Here is a 23,133-nt window from a genome sequence, read left to right on the forward strand (position 1 = left end):
CAGCGCGTCAGTGGGCCCGGCCTTTGAGAGGTCAAGATGAGCGCCAAGGAACTCCTGATACTGAACCAGAAATGCGCCCATACGCTGAGCGGCTACGATGCCCGCAGCGGCGAGGAGCTGCACAGCATCCGCCTGCCGGACTACCCCCACGAATTCGTCGTCGACTCCAGCGGGCGCTATGCCTTCGTCGGCCACTACGGCATCCTCGGGGCCGATTGCATCGGCGACCAGGGCGGCTGCTCGGTGTTCGTGATCGACCTGCAGACCTTCGAGCAGGTCAACACGCTGAGCACTTGGCCCTACTACCGCATCCACGGCCTGGGGCTGGACGACCGGGACCGCCTCTACGCGATGAGCGAGGGCCACAACACCCTGCTGCTGTTCAGCGACCCCCTCAATCAGACGGCGCCGGACCTGGCCGTCGCTTCCGGCGGCTACAAGACCCACCTGTTCGCGCTGAGCCGCAACGGCGAAACCGCCTATGGCATCAACCTGCTGAGCAATACCGTCAGCAAGTTCAAGCCCCACGATCCGACGATCGCGCCGGTGGCGATGATCCCGGGGCGCAAGCCGGAGGGCAACTGCCTGTCTGTGGACGAGCGCACCCTGTTCGTCAGCAACCGCACCGACAACAGCATCGTCGCCATCGATGTCGAGTCGATGCAGGTGCGCGACCGGGCCGATACCGGCATCGATCCGACGCGGATCTACAGCGATCCGAAGCAGCGCCTGATCGTCACCAACTACGGCGAGAACTCGCTGTCGCTGTTTGATCAGCAGCTCAACGCCCTCGGCCGCATCGAACTTGATCACATTCCCATCGCGCTGAGCTTCCATCCCAATGGCGAGCAGGCGTTCGTGTCGTTCAAGGGCGACCGCATCGGCGTGCTGAACCTCGAGTCGGGGCGGGTCGAACGCTACTTCCCGACCCGCGCCGAACCCGACGTCTCCTTTCTGCTGGTGCGGGACTGATCCATGAGCGAGGCGCAACGGCTGATCGATGCCCACCACCACTTCTGGGCGCTCGACGGAAAGATCGACTATCCCTGGCTCGGCGATGCGCCGGTGGCGGATTTCTTCCTCGGCGACTACAGCGCAATCCGGCGGCCCTTCCTGCCGCAGGACCTGCGCCGGCGGGTGCCGGACGGCTACCGGCTGCTCGGTTCGGTGCATTGCGAAGCCGAAGCGGCCCGCGGTCAGGCCTGCGACGAGACCCGCTGGATCTCGCGGCTCGCCGCCGACCGGGACTGCCGTCGGCCCATGTCGGCTGGGCCGCGTTCGGCAGCGACGACTGCGCGGCCCAGCTGGACCGCCAGCTGCAATCGCAGCTGTTTCGCGGCGTGCGGGCCAAGCCGGTCACCGCCAGGACGCCGGACGAGCTGCCCGCCATGCGCAACAGGCCCGGCAGTCTGCAGGACGAGCGCTGGTGTTCCGGGCTGGCGCTGCTTGTCGAGCGCGATCTGAGCTGGGACCTGCGGGTGCCGGCCTGGCACCTGGCCGAGGCGGCCGAGCGGCTGCAGCAGCACCCGACGTTGACGGTGATCCTCAACCACTGCGGCCTGCCCTGGGATCGCACCGCAGCCGGGCTCGAACAATGGCGCCAGGGCTCAAGGCGCTCGCCGCCAACGACAGGGTCTGCGTCAAGCTGTCGGAACTCGGCACGCAGGGGCGTGCTTGGCATGCAGGGGACAACCTGGCGCTGCTGTGCGACCTGATCCGCATCTTCGGCCCGGAGCGCTGCCTCTACGCCAGCAATGCGCCGGTGTCGGGGCTGCAGGTGAGTTACCGCGACTGGCTGGGGCTGGTGGAGGAGGCGATCCGCCGCACCGCACCCGGGGCGCGCGACGCCATCCTCTGGCGCAATGCGCTGCACTGGTACCGCCTGGATCCCGTGGTGCTCGCGCTCGATTCGTAGGGTGCCGGTAAGCGAAGCGCACCGCACCGCCATTGCAATGGTCCGGTTCGCGTTGCGCCCCAGATATTTGCTCCTTGCAATATCAGGACTTCCGCCGTCCATGGTGGTGACCTGCATCCTACGGCGAACTCGAGCGCCTCCAATGCAGCGAAACGTGCCGCAGATTCCCGTATTTTTAACCGCCTTAGAACAGGAGACGACAAGGTGATAGAGCTAACTGGACACAATCTGATCGGCGGCCGCGAGGTCGCCGGCACCCGAGAAGGCATCCGTGCCATCAATCCGGCGACCGGCGAGGCGCTGGGGCCGGACTTTCCGGGCCTCGACGGCGCCGCTGTCGCCGACGCCTGCGTACTGGCCTGGGAAGCCTTCCGCGAATACCGCAACAGCTCGCCGGCGGTTCGGGCCGCCTTTCTCGAGACGATTGCCGATCGCATCGAGGCGCTCGGCGATCAGTTGATCGAACGGGCGATGCAGGAGACCGGCTTGCCGCGGGCGCGGCTGGAAGGGGAGCGCGGCCGTTCCTGCAACCAGCTGCGGCTCTTCGCCGGCGTCGTGCGTGACGGCCGCTACCTCGATGCCCGCATCGACCCGGCGCTGCCGAACCGTGCGCCGCTGCCGCGGCCGGATCTGCGTTACAACCTGATCGCGCTCGGCCCGGTGGCTGTGTTCGGCGCCAGCAACTTTCCGCTGGCGTTCTCGGTGGCCGGCGGCGATACCGCCTCGGCGCTGGCCGCCGGCTGTCCGGTGGTGGTCAAGGCCCATTCGGCCCATCCGGGCACCTCGGAGCTGGTCGGCCGCGCCGTGCAGCAGGCGGTGCGTGACTGCGACCTGCCGGACGGCGTCTTCGCGCTGCTCTACGGCGCCGGCAACGAGATCGGCACCGCCCTGGTCGCCGATCCCCATATCAAGGCGGTGGGCTTCACCGGCTCGCGCCGCGGCGGCACGGCGCTGATGCAGGTGGCCCAGAACCGTCCGGAGCCGATCCCGGTCTATGCCGAGATGAGCAGCATCAATCCGGTCTACCTGCTCCCCGGCGTGCTGAGCGAGCGCGGCAAAGCGGTGGCCGAGGCCTTCGTAGCGGCGCAGCAGATGGGCGCCGGGCAGTTCTGCACCAGTCCGGGCCTGGTGCTGGCGCTGGACGGCGAGCCCCTGGATGCCTTCCTCGATCATGCCGCGGCACGGATCGCGGCGAGCCCGTGCCAGACCATGCTGACGCCGGGGATCCACCAGGCCTTCGAGCAGGGCCTCGCCGCCCTCGAGGCCCATCCGGCCGTCACCACCCAGGCCCGGGCGTGCCCGGCCGACGGGAACAACCAGTGCCGGGCCGGGCTCTTCGTCGCGGCAGCGGCCGATTTTCTGGCCGACGAACGCCTGGCGGCCGAAGTGTTCGGTGCCTGCACCCTGGTGCTGCGTTGCCGGGATGCCGCCGAGATGCTGCAGCTGACCCGGGCGCTGGAAGGGCAGTTGACCGCGGCGATCCATAGCGGTGCCGGGGACGAGGCCCTGGCCCGGGAACTGGTCGGCGAGCTCGAGCTCAAGGTCGGGCGCGTGCTGTTCAACGGCTTCGGCACCGGCGTTGAGGTGTGCCAGGCAATGGTGCACGGTGGCCCCTTCCCGGCGACTTCCGACAGCCGCACCACCTCGGTCGGCGCAGCGGCGATCCAGCGCTTCGTGCGCCCGGTCTGCTATCAGGACGTCCCGGACGCCCTGTTGCCGCCGGCACTGCGGCAGGACAATCCGCTGGGCGTACCGCGTCTAGTGAACTGCCGGGCGGAGTAGGCGCCGAACCCGTAGCGACCACCTGAAGTTGGTCGCTACGGGGGCAAAGGACGCACTTCTAATCACCGTATCTCCGATACACGCGGACTCGACTTTTCGCTTGCGAGGGAATATGCAATTCGTCGTAACAGCCTATGATTTTCAAGATGCAGAAGCCATTGACCGCCGGCTGGCGATGCGCAAAGCGCACCTCGCCGGTATCACCAGGATGGTGGAATCCGGCAACTTCCTCAGCGGAGGCGCCATCCTGGACGAGTCAGGGAAGATGATCGGGTCCTCTGCGCATGTAGAGTTTGCCACCAGGGTAGAACTGGAGAGTTGGCTGAAGAGTGATCCCTATGCCAGCGGCAGGGTGTGGGACAGAGTCGACGTACGGCCGATCAAACTGCTGTCGTGCACCAAGCCCTAGCGATGCTCAAGCGTCTGTTCCTGCCGCTGGGGCTGGTGCTGGCCTTTCTGCTCGCCTGGCTGGAACCCGCCTGGGGCCAAGCGGGCAGGCAGGCGGGCCTGGTGCCCTGGGTGGTGGTGGTGATCTTCCTGGTCAACGGCTACCAGATCCGGCTGGCCGAGTTGCCGCGTGACAGGGGCTTCGTCAAGGCGTTGCTCGCCACGGCGGTCATCAGTCTGCTGCTGGGCCCTGGCTCGGACTGCTGAGCGCCCAGTTGCTGGCGCTGCCCGCCGGGGCTTTGCTGGGGCTGGTGTTGATCGCGACGGTGCCGCCGACGCTGTCGAGCTGCATCGTTCTGACGCAGCTGGTCGGCGGGTTCACGGTCTGGGCGCTGATGTTGTCGCTGGCGCTGAACCTGGCCGGGGTGTTGAGCATGCCGCTGATGCTGGCGCAGGTACTCGAGAGCGGTGATCATATCCGCATCGACCCCGTGCCGCTGTTGCGCCAGCTCAGCCTGATGGTGCTGCTGCCGTTCCTGGCCGGCATCCTGCTGCAATCCCGGCGCCCCGTCAGATCCGATCTGCCGCTGTTCCAGTACCTGCCCTCGGGCTGCATCGTGCTCGGCGTCTGGATGGCGATGTCCGACTCGGCCGCGGTCTTCCGCCATCTCGAACTCGCGCTGCTGCTGCAGATAGCGCTGGCCGGACTGCTGCTGCATCTGCTGCTGATGACGCTGTGCTGGTGGAGCGGGCGACTGCTCCGAATTGGCTGGCAGGGCAGGGTGGCGATGGCGCTGGCCGGCTCGCAGAAAACGTTGCCGGTGGCGATCAGCCTGCTGGCGGTGCTGGAGGGACCGATCGGCGAGGCGCTGCTGGTCTGCGTGATGTTTCATTTCCTGACGCTGTTCGCCGATGCGCTGATCGCGCCACGGCTGCCCGGCGGCCGGGCATTCGGGGCCTGACTTGCACATGTTCGGCTCCCTGTCACGTCGCGATGTCGCCAGGGCCCCGCTGCTGGCTGTCAGCAGCGGGCGTCTCTGCCGGTCCGGCCTCGCCCTGTAGCGAGAGGGGTCAAAGAGTGCTTTCGCGCCGGCAGATGCTGAAACCGACGTCGATCTGGCGCGGCCCCTGCCGGCCCTGCAACCGGTCCAGAAGGCACTGAGCGGTCGTGCGGCCCATGTCGTAGCGGGGAATCGAAACCGTTGTCAACGACGGCGCGATGGCGCTGGCGAACTCGAGATCGTTGAAGCCGCAGATCGCCAGTTGACGGGGGACCTGGATGCCCCGGCGCTGGCATTCGAAGATGGCGCCGGCGGCCAAGTCGTCGTTGCTGAAAAAGAGCGCATCGATTTCGCCGTGACGGGCGACCAGTTGGGTCATCAGGTCGGCCCCCAGCTGGAAGGAGGTATTGGACAGACTGGTCAGCACATAGCGGTCCGGGTCCTGGCCACGCTCCAGCATGGCTTCGCGGTAGCCTCGCAGGCGCCGCTGAGACCGCTTGTCCATGCGGGCGCCGATGAACCCGATATGTCGATACCCCTGCTCGAACAGATAGTCGGTCATGGCACGACCGGCTGCCAGGTGTGAGATGCCGACATTCATGTCCAGCGGGTTGTCGCCTAGTTCCATGGTCTGGACGATGGGCACCCCGGCCCGCTTCAGGCGCTGGTGGGTCTGCTCGGACTGATCGATACCGGTAATGATGATGCCGTCCGGGTTTTGCGCCAGCATCATCTCGATCAGCTCTTCCTCCTCGCCCTCAGAATAGTGGCTGTTGGCCAGCATGGTGCGATAGCCCGCTGGTTGCAGGCAGTCATGGATGCCGTCGAGCAGGTCCGCGAACACCGCGTTCGACAGCGACGGGAAGATCACCGAGATGATTTTGGTTTCGGACGAAGCCAGGGCGCGGGCGGCCTGATTGGGAATGTAACCAAGTTCACGGACGGCGCGGTCGATCCGAACACGCAGTTTCTCGGAAACCTGCTGGGGGTTTTTCAGGGCCCGCGAGACGGTAATGGCGCCGACGCCGGCCCGGGCGGCGACATCCGCCAGGGTGACCCGACCGCTGCCACGTCGTGTCGAGCTTTTTGGTTTCTGGTCCATGTGATCCTGTGGAAAAGCGTTGTATCTCGGTCGCCCAGACCTCGGTACAGCCTCTCCTGGGCGGCGGGCCGAAGTGCCGGGCAGGCTCATGCTAGCGAATACTGTTTGATAGCGCAATCAATCCATGGGAATGACCTTACCGTCAGCTTTTTGAGATTGGTTGACAGCGCTACCATATGTGTTACCGTAGTGTTTCCGGTTGAGGGTTGATCTGCATGTTTATATGTAGAGCGTGAAATGGTAGCGCAACCTTTCGGTCGGGTTTCTGCAGCCCCTTCGGCGAAAAAGCCGAATCCCGTCGTTGAAGGGGCCTTTTTCCATAAAAAAACAATCAGGTGGAAACAATGCGTTTATCGTTGAAAAAATATTTCAAGCACGGGCTCTGTATGGCGGCACTGGCCGGCAGCCTGGCGGTGGCGTCGGTCGAGGCGGCGCAATACAGCTGGACCATCCAAACCTCCGCTCAGGCGGGCGACAACTTTTTTGCCATTGAAAAGGCCTGGGCTGAACGGGTTGGCGTGATGACCGATGGACGGGTCAGCATCAACCTGGTACCGGTCAACTCGGTGGTTCAGTACAACGAGACTCTGGAGGCGGTCGGCACTGGGATTCTTCAGGGGCATATTACGGATCCCTCCTACTTCAGCGGAAAGGATGCAGCTTTCGCCATGTTGGGTAACCTTGTGGGTGCCTGGAGTCATCCCTCCCAGATGATCAAATTCATGGAGTACGGCGGCGGCAAGGGGGCCTACAACAAACTCGTCAATCCCTATGGTCTGCAGTTCATCGGTGCGGCTTCCACCGGTGTAGAGGCCTTTGTCTCGAAAAAACCGATTCGTTCGGTAGCGGATTTCAAAGGGGTCAAGATGCGTGCTCCTGAAGGGATGGTTCAGGAAGTCTTCGCCGCAGTGGGGGCTTCCCCGGTCAATCTGCCCGGTTCCGAAGTGTATACCTCGCTCGACAAGGGTGTGATCGATGCAGCGGACTACACGGTCTTTTCCACCAATCAGGCGCAGGGGTTGCACAAGTTTGCGAAATACCCGCTTTATCCCGGTTTCCATTCCATGCCAACGCTGGTGGTTTCGCTGAATAAACAGCTCTGGGATGACCTGCCCAAGGACTTGCAGGAAATCATTACCGTCTCAGTGCGTGATTTTAGCCGCGATATGGTCCAGCAGTTGGAAATGCTGGATACGAAAGCGGTCGTCGAGGCGAAAAATGACCCCGATATCGAAGTGATCAACTGGTCCGAGGCCGAGCGCAACAAGTTCCGCAAGGTGGCTCAGGGTCAGTGGGCCAATTGGGCGTCGCGTTCCGAAATGGCAACCGAGGTATACGAGAAGGTCTCAGAATTTCTCGTGAGCCAAGGGTTGTTGGATTAACAGCCGTTCTGCAATCGTGTCGTACAAGGCCCCTATCGGCGCTGCTGTTCGCAGGGGCCTTATAACTATAAGAGGTTTGACATGCAGGTACAGCCAATCCCCGAAAAGATCCTGCCAGAGCATGAGCGGATGGAATTCTCTTCCAAAACGCAGTGTGAAGTTTCCGTCGAGCCAACCGACTACGACCACCTTGATAATGTGGTGTTCAGTACAGGTCTGGACCGTTGGATCGACAGGGTCGGTAATGTGATTTCACTGGCATTCCTGGTCAGTGTTGTGATCAGTTTCTATGAAATCCTGAGCCGTTACCTGTTCGACGCGCCCACCATCTGGGTGCATGAAACCACCATTATGATATGTGCTCTGTGTATGGCTTACGGCGGCGCCTATTGTCTTGCGCGGGACAGTCATATCCGGATCAGGATTATCTACGATGCCTTGGGGCGTCGGGGGAAGCGGATGCTCGATGTTTTCAACGGTCTGCTGTCCCTGTTCTACTGCGCACTCATCGCTTATGCCGCTTTCGTTCTGGCCGAAAAGGCATTGTTCACCCTGGCGGCCAGCTTCGACTGGAAACGACAGGTTCGGCCTGGGATCCGATATATCCCGCCCTGGTCAAGTCCGGGCTGTTCCTGGTGCTGCTGCTTATGAGCCTTCAGAGTCTGTTGCACCTGGCTAAAGCCCTAACGCGTCCCGAAAAAGGGTGAATGGCATGTTTGATTTCGCGTCTATAGGTATTGAAACGGCTTCCTATCTGATGATGGGCAGTATTCTTGCCCTGCTGGTGACCGGTTTGCCGCTGGCATTTATTACCGGCCTTATTGCCCTGGTGTTTGCATTGGCCTGGTTCGGTCCTATGTCCATCCCACTGGTCACCACAAGGGTCTACAGCTTTATCAACGAATATGTGCTGATCGCCATTCCGATGTTTGTACTCATGGCATCGATACTGGACCGTTCCGGGATCGCCAAGGATCTTTATAACACCATGCGAGTGTTTGCCGGCCAGTTGCGCGGTGGGGTCGCTGTACAAACCCTGGTCGTGGCGATATTCCTGGCCGCGATGTCCGGCATTATCGGCGGTGAAATCGTACTGCTCGGTCTCCTCGCCCTGCCTCAGATGCTGAGGCTCGGTTATGACCGCCGGCTTTCTATCGGTACCGTCTGTGCCGGAGGTTCCCTGGGTACGATGGTACCGCCAAGTATCGTGCTGATCATCTACGGATTGACGGCCAACGTGTCGATCAGTGAACTCTTCATCGCCACGATCTTTCCCGCCATGTTGTTGGGCTCGCTCTATATCGCTTACATCCTGATCCGGTGTTATCTGAACCCGAACATGGGGCCTGCCGCCGCCAGGGAGGAGCTTGAGATCAGCTGGTCCGACAAGCTCAGGATGATCAAGGGTGTCGTCTTGCCGGTGTTGGTCGCAATCTGGGTGCTTGGCAGTATTTACGCCGGGGTAGCTTCGGTCACCGAGGCTGCGTGCATGGGGGTTGTGGGGGTTATCGTATCGACCTGGCTGCGGAAGGAACTCAATTGGACAATGATTCGCGACAGTCTGCGGCAGACACTCAATACCTGCGGCATGATTATCTGGATCGGTATCGGCGCCAGCGCTTTGGTCGGTGTTTACAATCTGATGGGTGGCAACCGTTTTGTCGAGTCGGTGATTCTGGGTCTGGATGTGGCGCCGGTCGTCGTTGTGCTGATCATGATGGCGATTTTGCTGATCCTGGGTCTGTTCATGGACTGGATTGGGATCGCGCTGCTGACGATGCCGATATTTGTACCCATTGTCATATCGCTGGGTTACAACCCCATCTGGTTCGGTATCCTTTTTTCCATGAATATGCAGGTATCTTATATCAGCCCTCCATTCGGACCGGCCGCTTTTTATCTGAAAAGCGTCGCGCCGCCTTCGATCAGCCTGAAAGAGATATTCATGTCCATGTGGCCTTTTATTCTGCTGCAACTTATTGCATTGGGTCTGGTATTGACATTTCCCGGAATAGCGCTGTGGCTGCCCGGTATCGAGTATTGAGGTTGAAAACGAACAAGTTTTCGTCAGCTTATCTGATCAAAATTTTTTAAATTCGTCGTTTCAGTCCATGTCCATGCGCCAGCCGGCGTAGGGCATCGGCACGGCTGAGGAAATTCATCTATGAACGATTTTAACGAAGAAACGCTAGAAGTCGCGGTTATCGGTTTGGGTTCAATGGGAATGGGCGTAGCCAGGTCTCTACTCCGGTCGGGTATAACGACCCGGGGATTCGATCTGAACCCGGAAGCCCTTGATGAGTTCGCAAAAGCCGGGGGCGATGTCGCGTCCGATCTCGCGGATACCGTCCGAACTTGTCGTGTCGTCATTCTGATGCTAGTGAATGCTGAACAGTGCGACAGCGTACTGTTTGGCGAGGGCGGCATGGCCGAGGCGATTCCCCAAGGCAGCGTGGTCCTGCTCGGCAGTACGACCTCCGCCAGCTACGCCAAGGCGTTGGATCGGAAGCTCCAGGCGCACGGGCTGAAAATGATCGATGCCCCCGTTAGTGGCGGTGCGGTCAAAGCTTCGGTGGGCGAGCTATCGATCATGGCATCCGGCGAACCGGCGGCATTCGACATCTGCGGGCCGGTTTTCGAGGCGATTGCCGCCAAAATCTACCCTGTGGGCGACGAGGTCGGTGCTGGAGAAACGGTCAAAATGATTAACCAGTTGCTGGCCGGCGTGCACATTGCCTCGGCCGCCGAAGCGATGGCACTGGGTATGAAAGCCGGGCTGGATCCCGACATGGTGTTCGAAATTATCTCCAACAGCGCCGGCTCATCCTGGATGTTCCAGAACCGTGTACCCCATATTCTGCAAGGCGATTACTCACCGAAAAGCATGGTCGACATCTTTGTCAAGGATCTGGGCATCGTGCTCGACGCCGGTAAGGAAATGAAATTTCCGTTGCCGATTGCCGCCAGTGCTCACCAGCAATTCCTGAGTGCCAGTGCGGCCGGATACGGTAAAGAAGATGACGCGGCCGTGATCAAGGTCTATCCGGGTATTGAACTGCCCAAGAAGCAGTGAGGAGCTAATCATGTCTGTGCTTTTAGGTTGTATTGCCGACGATTTTACCGGGGCCACGGATCTGGCGAGCTTTCTGGTTGCATCCGGAATGCGCACGGTGCAGCTGCTGGGTATCCCGCAGGCGGAAGTGGACCTCGAGACGGCCGATGCCGTGGTGATTGCGCTCAAGTCACGCACCCAGGACAGCCGTGATGCCGTATCTGAGTCGCTGGCGGCCCTCGAATGGTTGCGACGACAGGAGTGTGAACAGTATTACTTCAAGTACTGCTCGACCTTCGACTCGACCGATAAGGGTAATATCGGCCCGGTTACCGATGCGTTGCTGGCGGCGCTGGGCGAGACCTTTACCATTGCCTGCCCGGCTCTGCCGGTCAACGGCCGGACCGTTTACAACGGTTATCTTTTCGTCAATGGGGTGCTGTTGAATGAGAGTGGTATGGAACAGCATCCGTTGACCCCGATGACCGATGCCAATCTGGTTCGCGTGCTCGATTCCCAGACTGAGGGCAAGGTCGGCCTGGTGGCGCAACCTGTGGTCGGCGAGGGCGCCGAGGCCATCCGGGATAGGCTTCGGGAGCTGGCGGGAGAGGTGCGTTATGCCATTTTGGATACCCTGGATCGGGAGAATCTGTTGGCGATCGGCCATGCCTGCAGTGAGCTGAAGCTCCTGACCGGCGGGTCCGGGCTGGCCATTGGGCTGGCCGACAACTACGAGGCCAAGGGGTTGTTTCGTAAAAGCGGCGATTCGGCGCAACTGGTCAAGGTCGCCGGCGAAGCCGTCGTGCTGTCCGGAAGCTGTTCCAGAGCAACCCGTGATCAGGTCGCAGAATTCCAGAGGACTCAACCCTCGTACAAGGTGGACCCTCTGTCTTTGCATCAGGGGACGCAGAGCGCAGAGCAGGTGGTGCAGTGGTATTTGGAGCAGCGCGACCAGGGGCCGGTGCTCATTTATGCCACCGATCATCCGGATGCGATCAGGCATTGTCAGGACGAGTTGGGAAGAGCAAGGGCCGGCGAACTGGTCGAGCGGTTGATGGCCGACGTGGTGAAGCAGCTTGGTGCGTTGGGTGTTAACAAATTCGTTGTCGCCGGGGGAAACATCGGGTTCCGTGGTGCAGGCCCTGGGCGTCGGTGCGTTGAAGATCGGGCCGACAATTGCGCCGGGGGTGCCGCTGACGCAGACCCTGGGCGACCGACCGAAGCTGCTGGCGCTTAAGTCCGGCAATTTTGGTGACAGGGACTTTTTCGCCAAGGCACTGGAGATGATGCAGTGAATACGAACGATAGTAAGCTTCGGGAGCAGATCGCCTATTTCGGCCGCTCGATGTTCGAGCGCGGCCTGACGGCGGGAAGCTCCGGCAATATCAGCGTGCGCCTCGACGATGGCTGGCTGATGACCCCGACCAATTGCTGTCTGGGCAATCTTGATCCTGCGGATATTTCACGCCTGACGCGGAGTGGGGTGCTGGTGTCGGGCAAAGCGCCGTCAAAGGAATTCTTTTTGCACGAGGCCTTCCTCGACAGGAGGCCGACGGATCGTGCCGTGGTGCATTTGCATTCGACCTATGCCACGGCTGTTTCCTGTTTGCCGGATGTCGATCCGCGGAACGTGCTGCCGCCGTTGACGCCCTATTCGATCATGCGTTTCGGCAAGGTGGCCCTCACGCCTTACCATCGTCCCGGTGACAAGCGCTTGGGTGATGAAATTTCCATCGTGGCGGCCGAACACCGTGCAGTCCTGTTAGCCAATCACGGTCCGATCGTGGCTGCAAAAGATCTCGAGTCCGCCGTCTATGCCGCAGAGGAGCTGGAAGAGACCGCGAAACTGTTCTTGTTATTGCAGGGACAGCGACCCCGCCTGCTGACGCCCGAGCAGGTCGCGGAACTCGAGCGAGTATTCGGGGAAAAGGAGGACGATCGTGCCAAAACTTGCTGCTAATCTCTCGATGCTGTTCAACGAAGTGCCGTTCCTGGATCGCTTCGAAGCGGCCGCCATGGCGGGCTTTGAGGCGGTCGAATACCTCTTTCCCTACGACTACGAGGTCGCGGACCTTAGGCAGCGCCTAAATCGGTTCGATCTCAGTCAGGCCCTATTCAATGCGCCGCCCGGTGACTGGGCAGCGGGCGAGCGGGGCATCGCCTGCCTGCCCGGCCGTGAGCGGGAGTTCATGGAAGGGATCGAGCAGGCGCTCGAGTATGCCGCCGTACTGGGCAATCGGCATATTCATGTGATGGCGGGACGGGTGCCCGACCACCTCGCCTACGACGAAGCCCATGGCTGCTATGTCGACAACCTGCGACGTGCCGCACAACGGGCCCGGCAGGAGGCGGTTACGCTGCTGATCGAGCCGATCAACTACGTCGACATGCCAGGCTATTTCATCAGTCTGCAGGAGGACGCCGTCGCCCTGATCGACGAGATCGATGAGCCGAATGTGCGCCTGCAGTTCGACTGTTACCACTGTCAGATCATGCAGGGCAACGTCATCGAGACCTTCCGCAACCTGCTGCCTTACATCGGTCATCTGCAGATCGCCGGGGTTCCCGGACGGCACGAGCCGGATATCGGTGAACTCCATTACCCCTATATTTTCGAGCAGATCGAAGCCTCCGGTTATGACGGCTATATCGGCTGCGAATACCATCCGCGTGCGAACACGGTGGCGGGGCTCGGCTGGCTTCAAGCCGCAATGGCATCAGACCCGGCCTGAGCCAGGCCGGGAATCATAACCCTGTAATCAGGAGAGCTAGAATGAAACTGCACAAGACAATAAAAACAACGCCTATGCTGTTCGGCCTGGCCCTGGCGGCCTTCCAGGGCCAGGCTGCGCAGGCCGGTGAAATTCGGCATTATTCGTACCCCTCGGACATGCTGGATCGTGCCTATACCTACAATATCTATCTCCCGGACGGCTACGACAAGGCGGACAGGGTCCGCTACCCGGTGATCTATGCGCTGCACGGCTCGGGCGGCGACGAGTACAACTGGACCCGCAAGGGCAGAAAGTTCGGCGGCCTGACCCATATCGAGGCAGAATTGGACCGGCTGATCGCGGATAAACAGCTGCAACCGAGCATTGTCGTCTTTCCCGGGGCTTACCAATCCTGGTGGATCGACGGCCTGAAGGAGCCGGCGATGACGGCGTTCGTCGACGAGTTCGTCCCGCGGATCGAAAAGGAATGGAAGGGCATCGGCGGCAAGGGCGGCCGCGCCCTGGTTGGGCTGTCGATGGGGGCCTACGGGGCCCTGAACCTGTCGCTGCGTTATCCGGAACGGTTCGCCGCGGCGGCGTTGCTGAGCCCCTCGGTTTTTTCGAAGGAGGGCGAGGTACCCGAAAACAACAACGTCGCCAAGCAGGACGCCTTCGTCGACCAGGGCCGCTTCGACAAGGGGCTCTATGGACAGAATCACTACAGCAATTATCTGGACGGCTACCGGGACAGGGCCTCTCCGGTAGCGTTCTATATCTCCGGCGGCGACAGCGACAAGTACGGCGTGGCGCAGACCGCCTTCGAGATCTACGGCCAGATCAAGCCGTTGCAGCCGAAGATGACCGCGCTGAATATCATCCCGGAAACCGACCATGAATGGAAAGCCTGGAACGATGTTGTCGGCGAGGCACTGGGCTATATGGCATATCATCTGGACTATCCGGGCGACGCCTCTGCCCGAGGCGTTGATGCCTACAACGGCAGGCATCAATAAGCACCTTTCGGAGGGGCGGCCGGCAGCGGTGGACAAGCGCACGCTGGTGAGGCTGAAGAGTTCACCGCCGCCGGTAAGACCATGACCACCCGCCTAATATGAAGGACCCGACGATGCGACACCCCATCATCATGGGCAACTGGAAGATGAACGGCAGCCTGACCGCCAATGCGGCGCTGCTTGATGCCCTGCTTCCGGTGGTTGAAGGACTTGGCAGCATTGAGATAGTGATCTGCCCGCCCTTTCCCTATCTGTCACAGGCCGGCTCGCGATTACGGCGCAACGGCATTGCCCTCGGGGCTCAGACCCTGAGCGAGTACGGGGCCGGCGCTTATACGGGCGAAGTCAGCGCCGCCATGCTGAAGGACCTTGGCTGTCGTTACGTGCTGGTGGGACACTCGGAGAGACGCAGCCTCAACGGCGAGCGGGACTCCGACATCGCGCAGCAGCTGGCCGCCGCCAAGGCCGAGGGACTGGTACCGGTACTCTGTGTCGGCGAAAGCCTTGAAGAACGACAGGGCGGCGAAACCCGGGCGGTGGTTGGGCGTCAGATCGAAGCGGTGATCGACGCCCTCGGGATCGATTCCATGCTTGGCAGCGTGGTCGCCTACGAACCGGTCTGGGCCATCGGTACCGGTGAAACCGCGAGTCCTGAACAGGCCCAGGAGGTCCACGCCTATATCCGCGGTCTGGTCGCGCGGCGCTCCGCAGTGATTGCCGAACGGTTGCCTCTGCTCTATGGCGGTAGCGTCAAGGCCGACAATGCCGCCGCACTGTTCGCGCAGCCGGATATCGATGGCGGCCTGGTGGGCGGGGCATCACTGGACGCCGCCGCCTTTTGCCGGATATGCCGAGCGGCGGCGGGGAATGATGCCGTTAATGTTCGGGATCGGTAATCACCGGTCCGCCACTCAAGGACGCAGCCCCTGTGTTTTCAGCCTGATGCGGTATATCGAGGTCGAGGCAGTGATAAAGAGCATGTCGTTTTGGGCGCCGCCGAAAGTGCAGTTCGACACCTTCTCCGGGACAAGTATTTTGCCGAGCAATGTCCGATCCGGATGATAGACTTGGATGCTGTCTTCGGACGAGGTATAGATCCAGCCCTGGCGGTCGAGCCGGAAACCATCGGCCAACCCGGGGGATACTTCGGCGAACAATCGGCCGTTTTCGAGGCGTCGACCGTCTGTCACGTCGAACACCAGAATATGGTGATTGCCGCTGCCGTCCCGGCGCAACGCCGCCGAGGTGTCGGCGACATAGAGCAGCGACTCGTCGGGGGAAAAGGCGAGTCCGTTGGGTTCCTCGAGGAGGTCGGTGACGGCATCCAGGGTATCGGTCGCCGGGTCGTAGCGAAAGACATAGTTTGCCGGCTGTTCCGGCTCCGCCTGGTAGCCTTCCCGGTTCGACAGGATGCCGTAGGGCGGATCGGTGAACCAGACACTGCCATCGGATTTCACCACCAGGTCGTTCGGCGAATTCAGGCGCTTGCCCCGATAGCGGTCGACCAGTACTTCGGTCTGCAGATTTGCAAGATCGGTACGCAGGATGGCCCTGTCACCGTGGCTGCAGTGCAGCAGCCGACCCTCCAGGTCGAGATAATGGCCATTGGTGAAATTGGCCGGATGGCGCCACACGCTCATCCCTTCCCCGGCCTGCCAGCGCAGGATGCGGTTGTTGGGAATATCGCTCCATAACAGCGCTTGCTGGGCCGGTATCCAGACAGGCCCTTCGTTCCATACGGCGCCGCTGCAAACCTGCTCAAGCCGGCTCTCCGAATCCAAGATGGCATGCAGCCGTTCATCGATTACTTCTATCGATTCCATCATATCCTCGAGGCTTGATATTTGCTGGTAGTATAACCATACCAGTTTGCGGGCTTCAATAGCCCCTGGCCGATGTTTCAGGCCGGAACATGACTCGTTAAGCGGGTTGAGGCAGGTAGCGATATCGCCTTTTGCCACGAGAGTTACAGTTAACTATATGAAAATTAACATATAAGTTGGCGTCTGATTGAAATGAGCCGGATGTCGCTTTACTTTGCGGACAAACTGGTATTAAGATACGACCAGTCTACCAGTTTCGGCTGGGCATCGGGGAAAACAACAAGAAGAAGCACGGTGGCAATCACGAAGTGAGCCGCCGGAGGATGGAAACGATGGAAACGAGTAAAAGCGGGCATCGGCGTGCGCCGCTGTTGCAATTCAGCAAGGTCACCAAGCGGTTCGGTGGCAACGTCGCCGTCGACCGGGTCAGTTTCGACGTCGAGGCGGGCGCCGTCCTGGCGCTGCTGGGCGAGAACGGCGCCGGCAAGTCGACCCTGATCAAAACCTTGGCCGGTATTCATCAGCGCGATGAGGGCGAAATCCTGTTCGAGGGGCGGCCGCTCACGCGACAGCACCTCGAGTCTGGCGAAATCGCCTTTATCCACCAGGACCTGGGGCTTGTGGACTGGATGACCGTCGCCGAGAACATGTCGATGGTCATGGGCTATCCGCGTCGCTTCGGGGTCATCGACTGGCGGGCAGCGCACCGGCTGGCGGCCGAGGCTCTGGCGTTGGTCGGCGCCGATATCGATCCGCGCAGGCGGGTATCCAGTCTTTCCCGTTCGGAACAGTCGTTGCTGGCGATCGCGCGGGCGGTCCACGGCAAGGCCAGGCTGCTGGTCCTGGATGAGCCCACCGCCAGCCTCCCGGCCGCGGATGTCGAGCAGTTGTTCCAGGTGATCGGAGATCTGCGCCGCCAGGGGTGGGCATGATCTATGTCTCTCATCGCCTCGATGAGATCATGACGATATCCGACCGCCTGGTGGTGATGCGTGACGGCCGCCTCGTGGCCGCGCAACCGACCGCGGGCACCCGGCCCGACCAGTTGGTGGAATTGATCGTGGGCAAAGCTCAGCGCGAGATCGTGGCCCTGCCGGCGCCCCTCGGAGCGGCGGCCCTGCTCGATGTCGAGCAACTGCGCGTCGGATCGGCCGGCCCGGTGTCCTTCGGCCTGCACGAGGGGGAAATACTGGGGCTGGTTGGCCTGAGGGGCGGCGGTCAGGAAGAAGTCGGCCGGGCGCTGTTCGGCGACCTGCCTCGGCAGTCGGGCGTGGTTCGGCTGGCGGAAGAAAGTCCGGATCTGTCGTCTCCGGCGACCGCCATCGCCTCGGGCGTCGCCTTTGTCGCCGGCGACCGCTGCCGCGAGAATCTCGCCATGTCGATGAGTGTTCGGGAGAACCTCTTCTTGAACCCTCAGCTTTCGGGGGCTTCATTCTTCTCGTTCCGGCGCGCGGCGGACGAGGTCGCCCAGTCGCAACGGTTGACGCGACAGTTCGACGTTCGCCCGGACGATCCCGACGAAATCGTGGAAAACCTCAGCGGCGGCAATCAGCAGAAGGTGGTGATGGCCCGCTGGCTCAACCTCGGCAAGCCGTTGCTGATCCTGGAAGAGCCCACGGCCGGCGTCGATGTCGGGGCCAAGGGTGAGATCTATGCGCTGCTGCAGCAGGCGGCTCGCTCCGGTACCGGCATTCTGGTCGTCTCCACCGACTTCGAAGAGGTCGAGAAGATCTGCAACCGTTGCCTGGTATTCAGCAAGGGACGTATCGTCGCCGAGCTGGAGGGCGATCGGCTGACCTTCGCTGAGATGCTGCAGCGGGCATCGATCAGCGATGCTGCCTGACGAGAACTTCCGGGCTCTTGGCGTCATTGGTATCTGATTGTTACCGATAACGTGAGTGGCGGGTGTAAAAAATTCGATACGTATTCACCACAAGAAAAAGAGAGGCCTATGTCCACTTCCATCAAGTCTACGGCGCTGGAGCCGGATCCCCTTCAGCCTGGCGAGGGGTCACTGCTCGGCAATCTGGGACGTTATCTTCCGGTATACGGCTTGCCGATTCTGACTCTGGCGCTGATTCTGGTCTTTTCGATCATCCTGCCGGATACCTTTCCGACGCTGCTCAATCTGCGGTCGATATTGAGCGACAAGTCAGTCATCGCGATCCTGGCGCTGGCGGCGATGGTGCCTATGTTGACAGGCAAGATCGATCTGACGGTCGGCTATGGCATCGTGCTGTGGCACATCCTGGCGATCAGTCTGCAGGTACAGTTCAATTTCCCTTGGCCGGTCGCTGTCGCCATGGTGCTGCTGGCGGGTATGCTGTTCGGCCTGCTCAACGGCATGCTGGTGGAAATGGCCCGGATCGACTCGTTTATCGCGACGCTCGGTACCGGTACGGTGATCTATGCAGTTGCGCTCTGGTATACCGGCGGCCGCCAGGTGATCGGCGCCGTCGATCCGGACTTCTATGCGATCAGTTCCTCATTCTGGTTTGGCCTGCCGGCGCCGGCCTTCTACGTCATCGGTCTGTCCATCGTGCTCTGGGTCCTGTCCGAGTATATGCCGGTCGGCCGTGCACTTTACGCCATCGGCGCCAATCCGCGTGCCGCCGATCTCAACGGTATCCCTTCACGAAAGTACGTAATGGGTGCCTTCGTCACCTCGGGCCTGCTAACCGCGTTGGCGGGTGTCATTCTCGCCGCCAAGCTGCGCATCGGCCAGGCGAGCGTGGGATTGGAGTACCTGCTTCCGGCCCTGGTCGGAGCCTTTCTCGGCTCCACCACCATTCGTCCGGGGCGGGTTAATGTCTGGGGTACGCTGGTTGGCGTGACGATACTGGCGGTGGGGATATCCGGCATTCAGCAGTTGGGTGGTGCTTTCTATATCGAACCCTTATTCAACGGTGTGACGCTGCTGGTGGCGATCGGCATCGCCGGCTATGCCCAGCGCAAGCGCGGCCGATTGAAAAAGCTTTCCGCCGGGGAGGCAGCGAAGCCGCAAACCTGATCGTTGGCTCCGACCGCCAGAGGTGCGATGACGGTAGGAGCCTCGATTCTACGACCATGAAACATCCAGAGCATAGCAATAACAAGGGGATGAAAAATGAAGATCAAGTGGATGAAGACGACGCTGGCGCTGGCCGTAATCGGTAGTTGCCTGACACCGATCAGCGCCAGCGCGGACGGCTTCCTGGAGCAGGCCAAACGCAAGGTGCAGGCTGCCACTGCACCACAGTCGCAGTGGGACGGACCCACCTCGGGTCCCAAAGCAGAGGCCGGCAGAACGGTGGTCTTTTTGGCCTCTGATATGCGCAATGGCGGCGTGCTCGGTGTCAGCGAGGGGACCCAGGAAGCCGCGAGTCATATCGGCTGGGATGTCCGGGTGATAGACGGCCAGGGCTCGGTTTCTGGCCGTACGGCCGCCTTCAATCAGGCCATCGCGCTGAAGCCGGACGGCATTGTGCTCGGGGGCTTCGACGCCAAGGAGCAGGCGGTCGGGCTGGAGCAGGCGGCCGAGCAGGGGATCAAGGTGGTCGGCTGGCACTCGGCCCCCAGCCAGGCCCGATGGACGGCAGCCCGGTGTTTACCAATGTCACCACCGATGCCGATGATGTCGCGGAAATCGCGGCGCTCTCGGCGGTGGCGGAATCAGGCGGCAAGGCAGGGGTCGTGATCTTTACCGATTCGGCCTTCAGTGTTGCCGTTGCCAAGTCCGACGCCATGGCCGAGGTGATCCGCCAGTGCGCCGGCTGTACCTTGCTGTCGGTGGAGGATACGCCGCTGGCCGACACCTCGAACCGCATGCCGCAGTTGACCACATCGCTGCTGCAGCGCAATCAGGGCCAGTGGACCCACTCGCTGGGTATCAACGATCTCTATTTCGACTTCATCGGTCCCGCCCTGACGGCCTCGGGTTTGCCGGATGAGCAACTGCCGCGCAACCTCTCGGCGGGAGACGGCAGCCAGTCAGCCTACGAGCGCATCCGGGCCGACATGTTCCAGAGCGGGACAGTGCCGGAACCCCTTAACCTGCACGGCTGGCAGCTGGTCGACGAGTTGAACCGGGCTTTTGCCGGTGCGCCCCCCAGCGGCTATTCGACTCCTGTCCATCTGGTGGTGCCGGACAATGTCGCCTATGACGGTGGCGACCGAAACCTCTACGACCCGGACAACCAGTACCGCGAAGCCTACCTGGCATATTGGAAGTAGGACGTCGAGCGGCTGAACGGTCGGTCTGCTCCTCGTCGGAGCAGACCTTTCCCGGCGCCAGGCGGACGCCTGAGACATATTCGTATTTTTTTTGCTCTTCGATTGTTATCGATAACATTTTTATTCGAGCCTCGGCCAAATGGCGGCCGCGAAAAGAAATGAAAAAAGAAGGAGACAGAATGCCAACGATTCGATTGGAAAAGCTGGTAAAGCGATACGGGCCCATGGAAGTGCTCCACGGCATCGACCTGGAGATGGAAAGCGAGGAGTTTACCGTTCTGGTCGGTCCCTCGGGTTGCGGCAAGTCGACCACCCTGCGCATGATCGCAGGACTGGAGACCGTATCGGATGGAGAAATCTATATCGACGAACGTCCCGTCAGTGCGCTGGAGCCCAAAGCGCGGGATTTGGCGATGGTATTCCAGGATTATGCGCTCTACCCGCATATGAATGTCGCCAAGAACATGTCGTTCGCGTTGCGTCTGGCCGGTCGGCCGAAATCCGAAATCGAGCAAAAGGTTCAGGATGTCGCCCGGATGCTGGGACTGGAGAAGCTCCTGCACCGCAAGCCTGGAGAGCTGTCGGGCGGACAGCGGCAACGCGTCGCCATGGGGCGGGCCTTGACCCGGGACGCGGGGACTTTCCTGTTTGACGAGCCGCTGTCGAATCTGGACGCGAAGCTTCGCGGCCAAATGCGCGCGGAACTCGCACTGATGCGCCAGAAAGTGCGCAAGAACATGATTTACGTGACCCACGATCAGGTCGAAGCGATGACGTTGGGCGACCGGATCGTCGTGATGCACGGCGGCCATATTCAGCAGCAGGGTACGCCGGAGGAACTGTTCAAAAGACCGGCCAACAAGTTTGTCGCAGGCTTTTTGGGTTCGCCTCCGATGAATTTTCTCGATGGCAGCCTGACACAAAAGGACGACGGGCTCTATGTCATGGGATCGGGCTTCGAACTCCGGCTTCCGAAGCATAAGGTCGCGGCTCTGGGCCGTTGCCGTAGCCAGGAGGTGACCCTGGGCATAAGACCTTCCGATTTGGCCTTCAACCTCAGCGCCGGAGCCGGAGAAGCGCTGGACTTGCGTGTCGTCGTTTCTGAATACATCGGCGCCCAGTCGGTATTGCTGACCGAGTGCGGCGATCAGAAAGTCAATGTCGAACTGAAGTCGGATACACCGATTGCGCTTGGCAACACCTTAAGGTTTTCGGTGGCTCAGGAAGGTATCCACCTTTTTGATCGCCAGACGGAAGCTGCTATCTGAAGCAGTGCAAATAACGAAAAATAACAGGATGAAGAAAATGCTAAAAATAGCGAGGACGGTGGCAACAGTTTTGGCAGGTACTGCACTCTCGATCGGAGCGGCAATGGCCAATCCCTATGACGCGTACAAAGGCGAAACGCTGGTCGTAAGCTTTCCGGCTCATCCGCATTTTGATGCAGTCAAGAAGGTGCTTCCCAAGTTCACCGAAGAAACGGGCATCAAGGTCGAGGTTGATCAACTTCAGTATCTGGCGATGCGGCAGAAGCAGACACTGGAGCTCAGCAAGCCGAAAGGCGATTACGACTTGCTCGCCTACGTCGTATTTTCCAAAGCCGACTATGTTGCTGCGGATCAGATCTACCCGCTGGCCCCCTTCTTTATGAATGCCGAGATTGCCGATCCGCAGTACGATCCGGATGACCTGGTTAAGGGGTACGTGGAAAATATCGGCCTGGCTGGTGGCGAAAAAGGATACCTGCCCGGTGTCACCGGTGCTCTTTATGGTATTCCCTTCGGTTCAGAAACGTCGGTTCTGGCCTACCGGGAAGACATCTTCAACAAGCACGGGCTGAAGGTTCCGGAAACCTACGACGAACTGGTCGATACAGCTTGCAAGATATCCGAACTGGAACCGGGTATGGCCGGTTTTACCAGCCGCGGCGCTTCCGGTCACCAGATCAGTCATGCATTCCTGCTGCATCTGGCGCCGCTGGGGGCCGTATTTTCGACAGTAATTGGCGCCCGGTCTTCAATGGTCCGGAAGGCGTTCAGGCAGGCGAGACACTGAAAAGGCTCATGTCCTGCTCACCCGAAGGCGTCGGTTCTTTCGGCTTCGGCGAAATGAAGAATTCGTTTCTGCAAGGCCGTGCCGCCATGTTCCTGGACTCCACCGTCGTTGCCGGTGAAGTCAATAATCCCGCGAAATCCAAGGTCGTCGGCAAGGTGGGCTGGGCACCCCATCCCAAAGGTGTTCGTCGCGGCTCGCAGACCGGCGGTTTCGGACTGGCCATTCCGCGCAATGGCCGAAACCCGGAAGCGGCCTTCCTGCTGCTGCAGTGGCTGACGTCAAAAGACGTCGACAAAATGATCGCGCTCGCCGGCGGCAACCCGTCGCGCTTTTCGACCCACGAAGACCCCGAGATCAACGAAAAGATGCCCTATATGAAGACTTTTGGCATTGCGTTGCAGTATGCGGATCCGGATTGGCGCCCGATCATTCCGGTCTGGGGCGAGATCAATCAACTGATGGGGACAGAGTTGTCCAAGGCCATTTCGGGTGAGAAATCCATCAAGGATGCATTGGATGGTCTGGTGGAGCCCGTGACTGAAATAATGGACAAGGCGGGCTACTACAGCTGGAACGCCGGTCGCTAGCGCATCTGTTACGAAGAGTAGAGGAGCGGTTCATCGCCAAGCCCGCGGGACTGCTCCATTTTCAAGTTTCCGAAACAGGGTGGGTAAGACCTTGCGTACTACACAAGC

At 60.8% G+C, this 23,133-nt stretch carries 23 protein-coding genes and 2 pseudogenes; 23 read left to right on the forward strand and 2 right to left on the reverse strand.

All coding sequences use genetic code 11. The features are described from left to right. Window positions 1-36: 36 nt before the first annotated feature. The 6 genes and pseudogenes from ACFQDL_RS23470 to ACFQDL_RS23495 all read left to right on the forward strand — a co-directional run bounded on the left by ACFQDL_RS23470 (window position 37) and on the right by ACFQDL_RS23495 (window position 5,046). Window positions 37-972, forward strand: a complete 936-nt coding sequence (locus ACFQDL_RS23470; RefSeq protein ID WP_379911119.1) for a YncE family protein — start codon at window positions 37-39, stop codon at window positions 970-972. Window positions 973-1,172: 200 nt separating this feature from the next. Further along, window positions 1,173-1,915, forward strand: a pseudogene (locus tag ACFQDL_RS23475) (amidohydrolase family protein). A gap of 207 nt (window positions 1,916-2,122) precedes the next feature. Further along, the gene (locus ACFQDL_RS23480; RefSeq protein ID WP_379913288.1) at window positions 2,123-3,697 is read left to right on the forward strand and encodes an aldehyde dehydrogenase (NADP(+)); all 1,575 of its coding nucleotides are present in this window, start codon (window positions 2,123-2,125) and stop codon (window positions 3,695-3,697) included. Window positions 3,698-3,809: 112 nt separating this feature from the next. Beyond that, a complete protein-coding gene (locus ACFQDL_RS23485; RefSeq protein ID WP_379911120.1) occupies window positions 3,810-4,106 on the forward strand; it encodes a YciI family protein in 297 nt (98 codons plus the stop codon). A gap of 2 nt (window positions 4,107-4,108) precedes the next feature. After that, a complete protein-coding gene (locus ACFQDL_RS23490; RefSeq protein ID WP_379911121.1) occupies window positions 4,109-4,351 on the forward strand; it encodes a bile acid:sodium symporter in 243 nt (80 codons plus the stop codon). A gap of 8 nt (window positions 4,352-4,359) precedes the next feature. After that, a complete protein-coding gene (locus tag ACFQDL_RS23495; protein WP_379911122.1) occupies window positions 4,360-5,046 on the forward strand; it encodes a bile acid:sodium symporter in 687 nt (228 codons plus the stop codon). A 109-nt stretch (window positions 5,047-5,155) separates the two neighbouring features. Here the strand turns inward: ACFQDL_RS23495 and gntR are convergent, their stop codons facing one another. Continuing rightward, window positions 5,156-6,187 carry an HTH-type transcriptional regulator GntR gene (gntR, locus tag ACFQDL_RS23500; RefSeq protein ID WP_379911123.1) on the reverse strand — a complete coding sequence of 344 codons (1,032 nt, stop codon included), beginning with the start codon at window positions 6,185-6,187 and terminating at the stop codon, window positions 5,156-5,158. Between the two features lie 344 nt (window positions 6,188-6,531). Between gntR and ACFQDL_RS23505 the strand changes: the two genes are divergently transcribed. The 9 genes and pseudogenes from ACFQDL_RS23505 to tpiA all read left to right on the forward strand — a co-directional run bounded on the left by ACFQDL_RS23505 (window position 6,532) and on the right by tpiA (window position 15,244). Further along, the gene (locus ACFQDL_RS23505) at window positions 6,532-7,569 is read left to right on the forward strand and encodes a TRAP transporter substrate-binding protein (protein ID WP_379911124.1); all 1,038 of its coding nucleotides are present in this window, start codon (window positions 6,532-6,534) and stop codon (window positions 7,567-7,569) included. An 81-nt stretch (window positions 7,570-7,650) separates the two neighbouring features. Further along, window positions 7,651-8,220 carry a TRAP transporter small permease subunit gene (locus tag ACFQDL_RS23510; RefSeq protein ID WP_379911125.1) on the forward strand — a complete coding sequence of 190 codons (570 nt, stop codon included), beginning with the start codon at window positions 7,651-7,653 and terminating at the stop codon, window positions 8,218-8,220. A 79-nt stretch (window positions 8,221-8,299) separates the two neighbouring features. Beyond that, the gene (locus ACFQDL_RS23515) at window positions 8,300-9,613 is read left to right on the forward strand and encodes a TRAP transporter large permease (RefSeq protein ID WP_379913290.1); all 1,314 of its coding nucleotides are present in this window, start codon (window positions 8,300-8,302) and stop codon (window positions 9,611-9,613) included. Between the two features lie 120 nt (window positions 9,614-9,733). Beyond that, entirely contained in the window at window positions 9,734-10,642 is a 909-nt protein-coding gene (ltnD, locus tag ACFQDL_RS23520) for an L-threonate dehydrogenase (RefSeq protein ID WP_379911126.1), read from the forward strand. Window positions 10,643-10,652: 10 nt separating this feature from the next. Next, a pseudogene (gene otnK, locus ACFQDL_RS23525) lies at window positions 10,653-11,916 on the forward strand (3-oxo-tetronate kinase). Next, window positions 11,913-12,581 (forward strand): 3-oxo-tetronate 4-phosphate decarboxylase, encoded by a 669-nt coding sequence (otnC, locus tag ACFQDL_RS23530; protein WP_379911128.1) that lies wholly within the window; start codon window positions 11,913-11,915, stop codon window positions 12,579-12,581. Before otnK ends, otnC begins: the two are co-directional and overlap by 4 nt. Next, window positions 12,562-13,353 carry a 2-oxo-tetronate isomerase gene (gene otnI, locus ACFQDL_RS23535; protein WP_379911129.1) on the forward strand — a complete coding sequence of 264 codons (792 nt, stop codon included), beginning with the start codon at window positions 12,562-12,564 and terminating at the stop codon, window positions 13,351-13,353. Before otnC ends, otnI begins: the two co-directional genes overlap by 20 nt. 41 nt (window positions 13,354-13,394) lie before the next feature. Further along, complete coding sequence (locus ACFQDL_RS23540; RefSeq protein WP_379911130.1) at window positions 13,395-14,348, forward strand: alpha/beta hydrolase; 954 nt, start codon at window positions 13,395-13,397, stop codon at window positions 14,346-14,348. A 113-nt stretch (window positions 14,349-14,461) separates the two neighbouring features. Next, the gene (gene tpiA / locus ACFQDL_RS23545) at window positions 14,462-15,244 is read left to right on the forward strand and encodes a triose-phosphate isomerase (protein ID WP_379911131.1); all 783 of its coding nucleotides are present in this window, start codon (window positions 14,462-14,464) and stop codon (window positions 15,242-15,244) included. A 15-nt stretch (window positions 15,245-15,259) separates the two neighbouring features. On the opposite strand, the gene ACFQDL_RS23550 is transcribed toward tpiA, so the two are convergent. After that, window positions 15,260-16,174, reverse strand: a complete 915-nt coding sequence (locus ACFQDL_RS23550) for an SMP-30/gluconolactonase/LRE family protein (RefSeq protein WP_379911132.1) — start codon at window positions 16,172-16,174, stop codon at window positions 15,260-15,262. 329 nt (window positions 16,175-16,503) lie between these two features. Between ACFQDL_RS23550 and ACFQDL_RS23555 the strand changes: the two genes are divergently transcribed. From ACFQDL_RS23555 to ACFQDL_RS23590, 8 genes are all read left to right on the forward strand, one after another. Continuing rightward, entirely contained in the window at window positions 16,504-17,103 is a 600-nt protein-coding gene (locus ACFQDL_RS23555) for an ATP-binding cassette domain-containing protein (RefSeq protein ID WP_379911133.1), read from the forward strand. Further along, window positions 17,100-18,014, forward strand: a complete 915-nt coding sequence (locus ACFQDL_RS23560) for an ATP-binding cassette domain-containing protein (RefSeq protein WP_379911134.1) — start codon at window positions 17,100-17,102, stop codon at window positions 18,012-18,014. The genes ACFQDL_RS23555 and ACFQDL_RS23560 overlap by 4 nt, the downstream gene beginning before the upstream one ends. Window positions 18,015-18,122: 108 nt before the next feature. After that, complete coding sequence (locus ACFQDL_RS23565; protein ID WP_379911135.1) at window positions 18,123-19,181, forward strand: ABC transporter permease; 1,059 nt, start codon at window positions 18,123-18,125, stop codon at window positions 19,179-19,181. A gap of 96 nt (window positions 19,182-19,277) precedes the next feature. Next, window positions 19,278-19,847, forward strand: coding sequence for a substrate-binding domain-containing protein (locus ACFQDL_RS23570; RefSeq protein WP_379911136.1), 570 nt, complete (start codon window positions 19,278-19,280; stop codon window positions 19,845-19,847). Next, window positions 19,754-20,383, forward strand: a complete 630-nt coding sequence (locus tag ACFQDL_RS23575) for a type 1 periplasmic-binding domain-containing protein (protein ID WP_379911137.1) — start codon at window positions 19,754-19,756, stop codon at window positions 20,381-20,383. Before ACFQDL_RS23570 ends, ACFQDL_RS23575 begins: the two co-directional genes overlap by 94 nt. Window positions 20,384-20,562: 179 nt before the next feature. Then, window positions 20,563-21,651 carry an ABC transporter ATP-binding protein gene (locus tag ACFQDL_RS23580; RefSeq protein WP_379911138.1) on the forward strand — a complete coding sequence of 363 codons (1,089 nt, stop codon included), beginning with the start codon at window positions 20,563-20,565 and terminating at the stop codon, window positions 21,649-21,651. Between the two features lie 37 nt (window positions 21,652-21,688). Continuing rightward, window positions 21,689-22,438 (forward strand): ABC transporter substrate-binding protein, encoded by a 750-nt coding sequence (locus ACFQDL_RS23585; RefSeq protein ID WP_379911139.1) that lies wholly within the window; start codon window positions 21,689-21,691, stop codon window positions 22,436-22,438. Continuing rightward, entirely contained in the window at window positions 22,372-23,025 is a 654-nt protein-coding gene (locus ACFQDL_RS23590) for an extracellular solute-binding protein (RefSeq protein WP_379913292.1), read from the forward strand. Before ACFQDL_RS23585 ends, ACFQDL_RS23590 begins: the two co-directional genes overlap by 67 nt. The last annotated feature ends 108 nt before the right edge of the window (window positions 23,026-23,133 follow it).

The sequence above is a fragment of the Marinobacterium aestuariivivens genome (assembly GCF_042661465.1).
GTDB lineage: Bacteria > Pseudomonadota > Gammaproteobacteria > Pseudomonadales > Balneatricaceae > Marinobacterium_A > Marinobacterium_A aestuariivivens.

What these genes read in the sequence shown, in the direction of transcription:
- ACFQDL_RS23470 (WP_379911119.1), top strand. Translation starts at nt 37, where the DNA reads ATGAGCGCCAAGGAACTCCTGATACTGAACCAGAAATGCGCCCATACG.
- ACFQDL_RS23485 (WP_379911120.1), top strand. Translation starts at nt 3,810, where the DNA reads ATGCAATTCGTCGTAACAGCCTATGATTTTCAAGATGCAGAAGCCATT.
- ACFQDL_RS23490 (WP_379911121.1), top strand. Translation starts at nt 4,109, where the DNA reads ATGCTCAAGCGTCTGTTCCTGCCGCTGGGGCTGGTGCTGGCCTTTCTG.
- gntR (WP_379911123.1), bottom strand. Translation starts at nt 6,187, where the DNA reads ATGGACCAGAAACCAAAAAGCTCGACACGACGTGGCAGCGGTCGGGTC.
- ACFQDL_RS23505 (WP_379911124.1), top strand. Translation starts at nt 6,532, where the DNA reads ATGCGTTTATCGTTGAAAAAATATTTCAAGCACGGGCTCTGTATGGCG.
- ACFQDL_RS23510 (WP_379911125.1), top strand. Translation starts at nt 7,651, where the DNA reads ATGCAGGTACAGCCAATCCCCGAAAAGATCCTGCCAGAGCATGAGCGG.
- ltnD (WP_379911126.1), top strand. Translation starts at nt 9,734, where the DNA reads ATGAACGATTTTAACGAAGAAACGCTAGAAGTCGCGGTTATCGGTTTG.
- ACFQDL_RS23540 (WP_379911130.1), top strand. Translation starts at nt 13,395, where the DNA reads ATGAAACTGCACAAGACAATAAAAACAACGCCTATGCTGTTCGGCCTG.
- tpiA (WP_379911131.1), top strand. Translation starts at nt 14,462, where the DNA reads ATGCGACACCCCATCATCATGGGCAACTGGAAGATGAACGGCAGCCTG.
- ACFQDL_RS23550 (WP_379911132.1), bottom strand. Translation starts at nt 16,174, where the DNA reads ATGATGGAATCGATAGAAGTAATCGATGAACGGCTGCATGCCATCTTG.
- ACFQDL_RS23555 (WP_379911133.1), top strand. Translation starts at nt 16,504, where the DNA reads ATGGAAACGAGTAAAAGCGGGCATCGGCGTGCGCCGCTGTTGCAATTC.
- ACFQDL_RS23560 (WP_379911134.1), top strand. Translation starts at nt 17,100, where the DNA reads ATGATCTATGTCTCTCATCGCCTCGATGAGATCATGACGATATCCGAC.
- ACFQDL_RS23565 (WP_379911135.1), top strand. Translation starts at nt 18,123, where the DNA reads ATGTCCACTTCCATCAAGTCTACGGCGCTGGAGCCGGATCCCCTTCAG.
- ACFQDL_RS23570 (WP_379911136.1), top strand. Translation starts at nt 19,278, where the DNA reads ATGAAGATCAAGTGGATGAAGACGACGCTGGCGCTGGCCGTAATCGGT.
- ACFQDL_RS23580 (WP_379911138.1), top strand. Translation starts at nt 20,563, where the DNA reads ATGCCAACGATTCGATTGGAAAAGCTGGTAAAGCGATACGGGCCCATG.
- ACFQDL_RS23585 (WP_379911139.1), top strand. Translation starts at nt 21,689, where the DNA reads ATGCTAAAAATAGCGAGGACGGTGGCAACAGTTTTGGCAGGTACTGCA.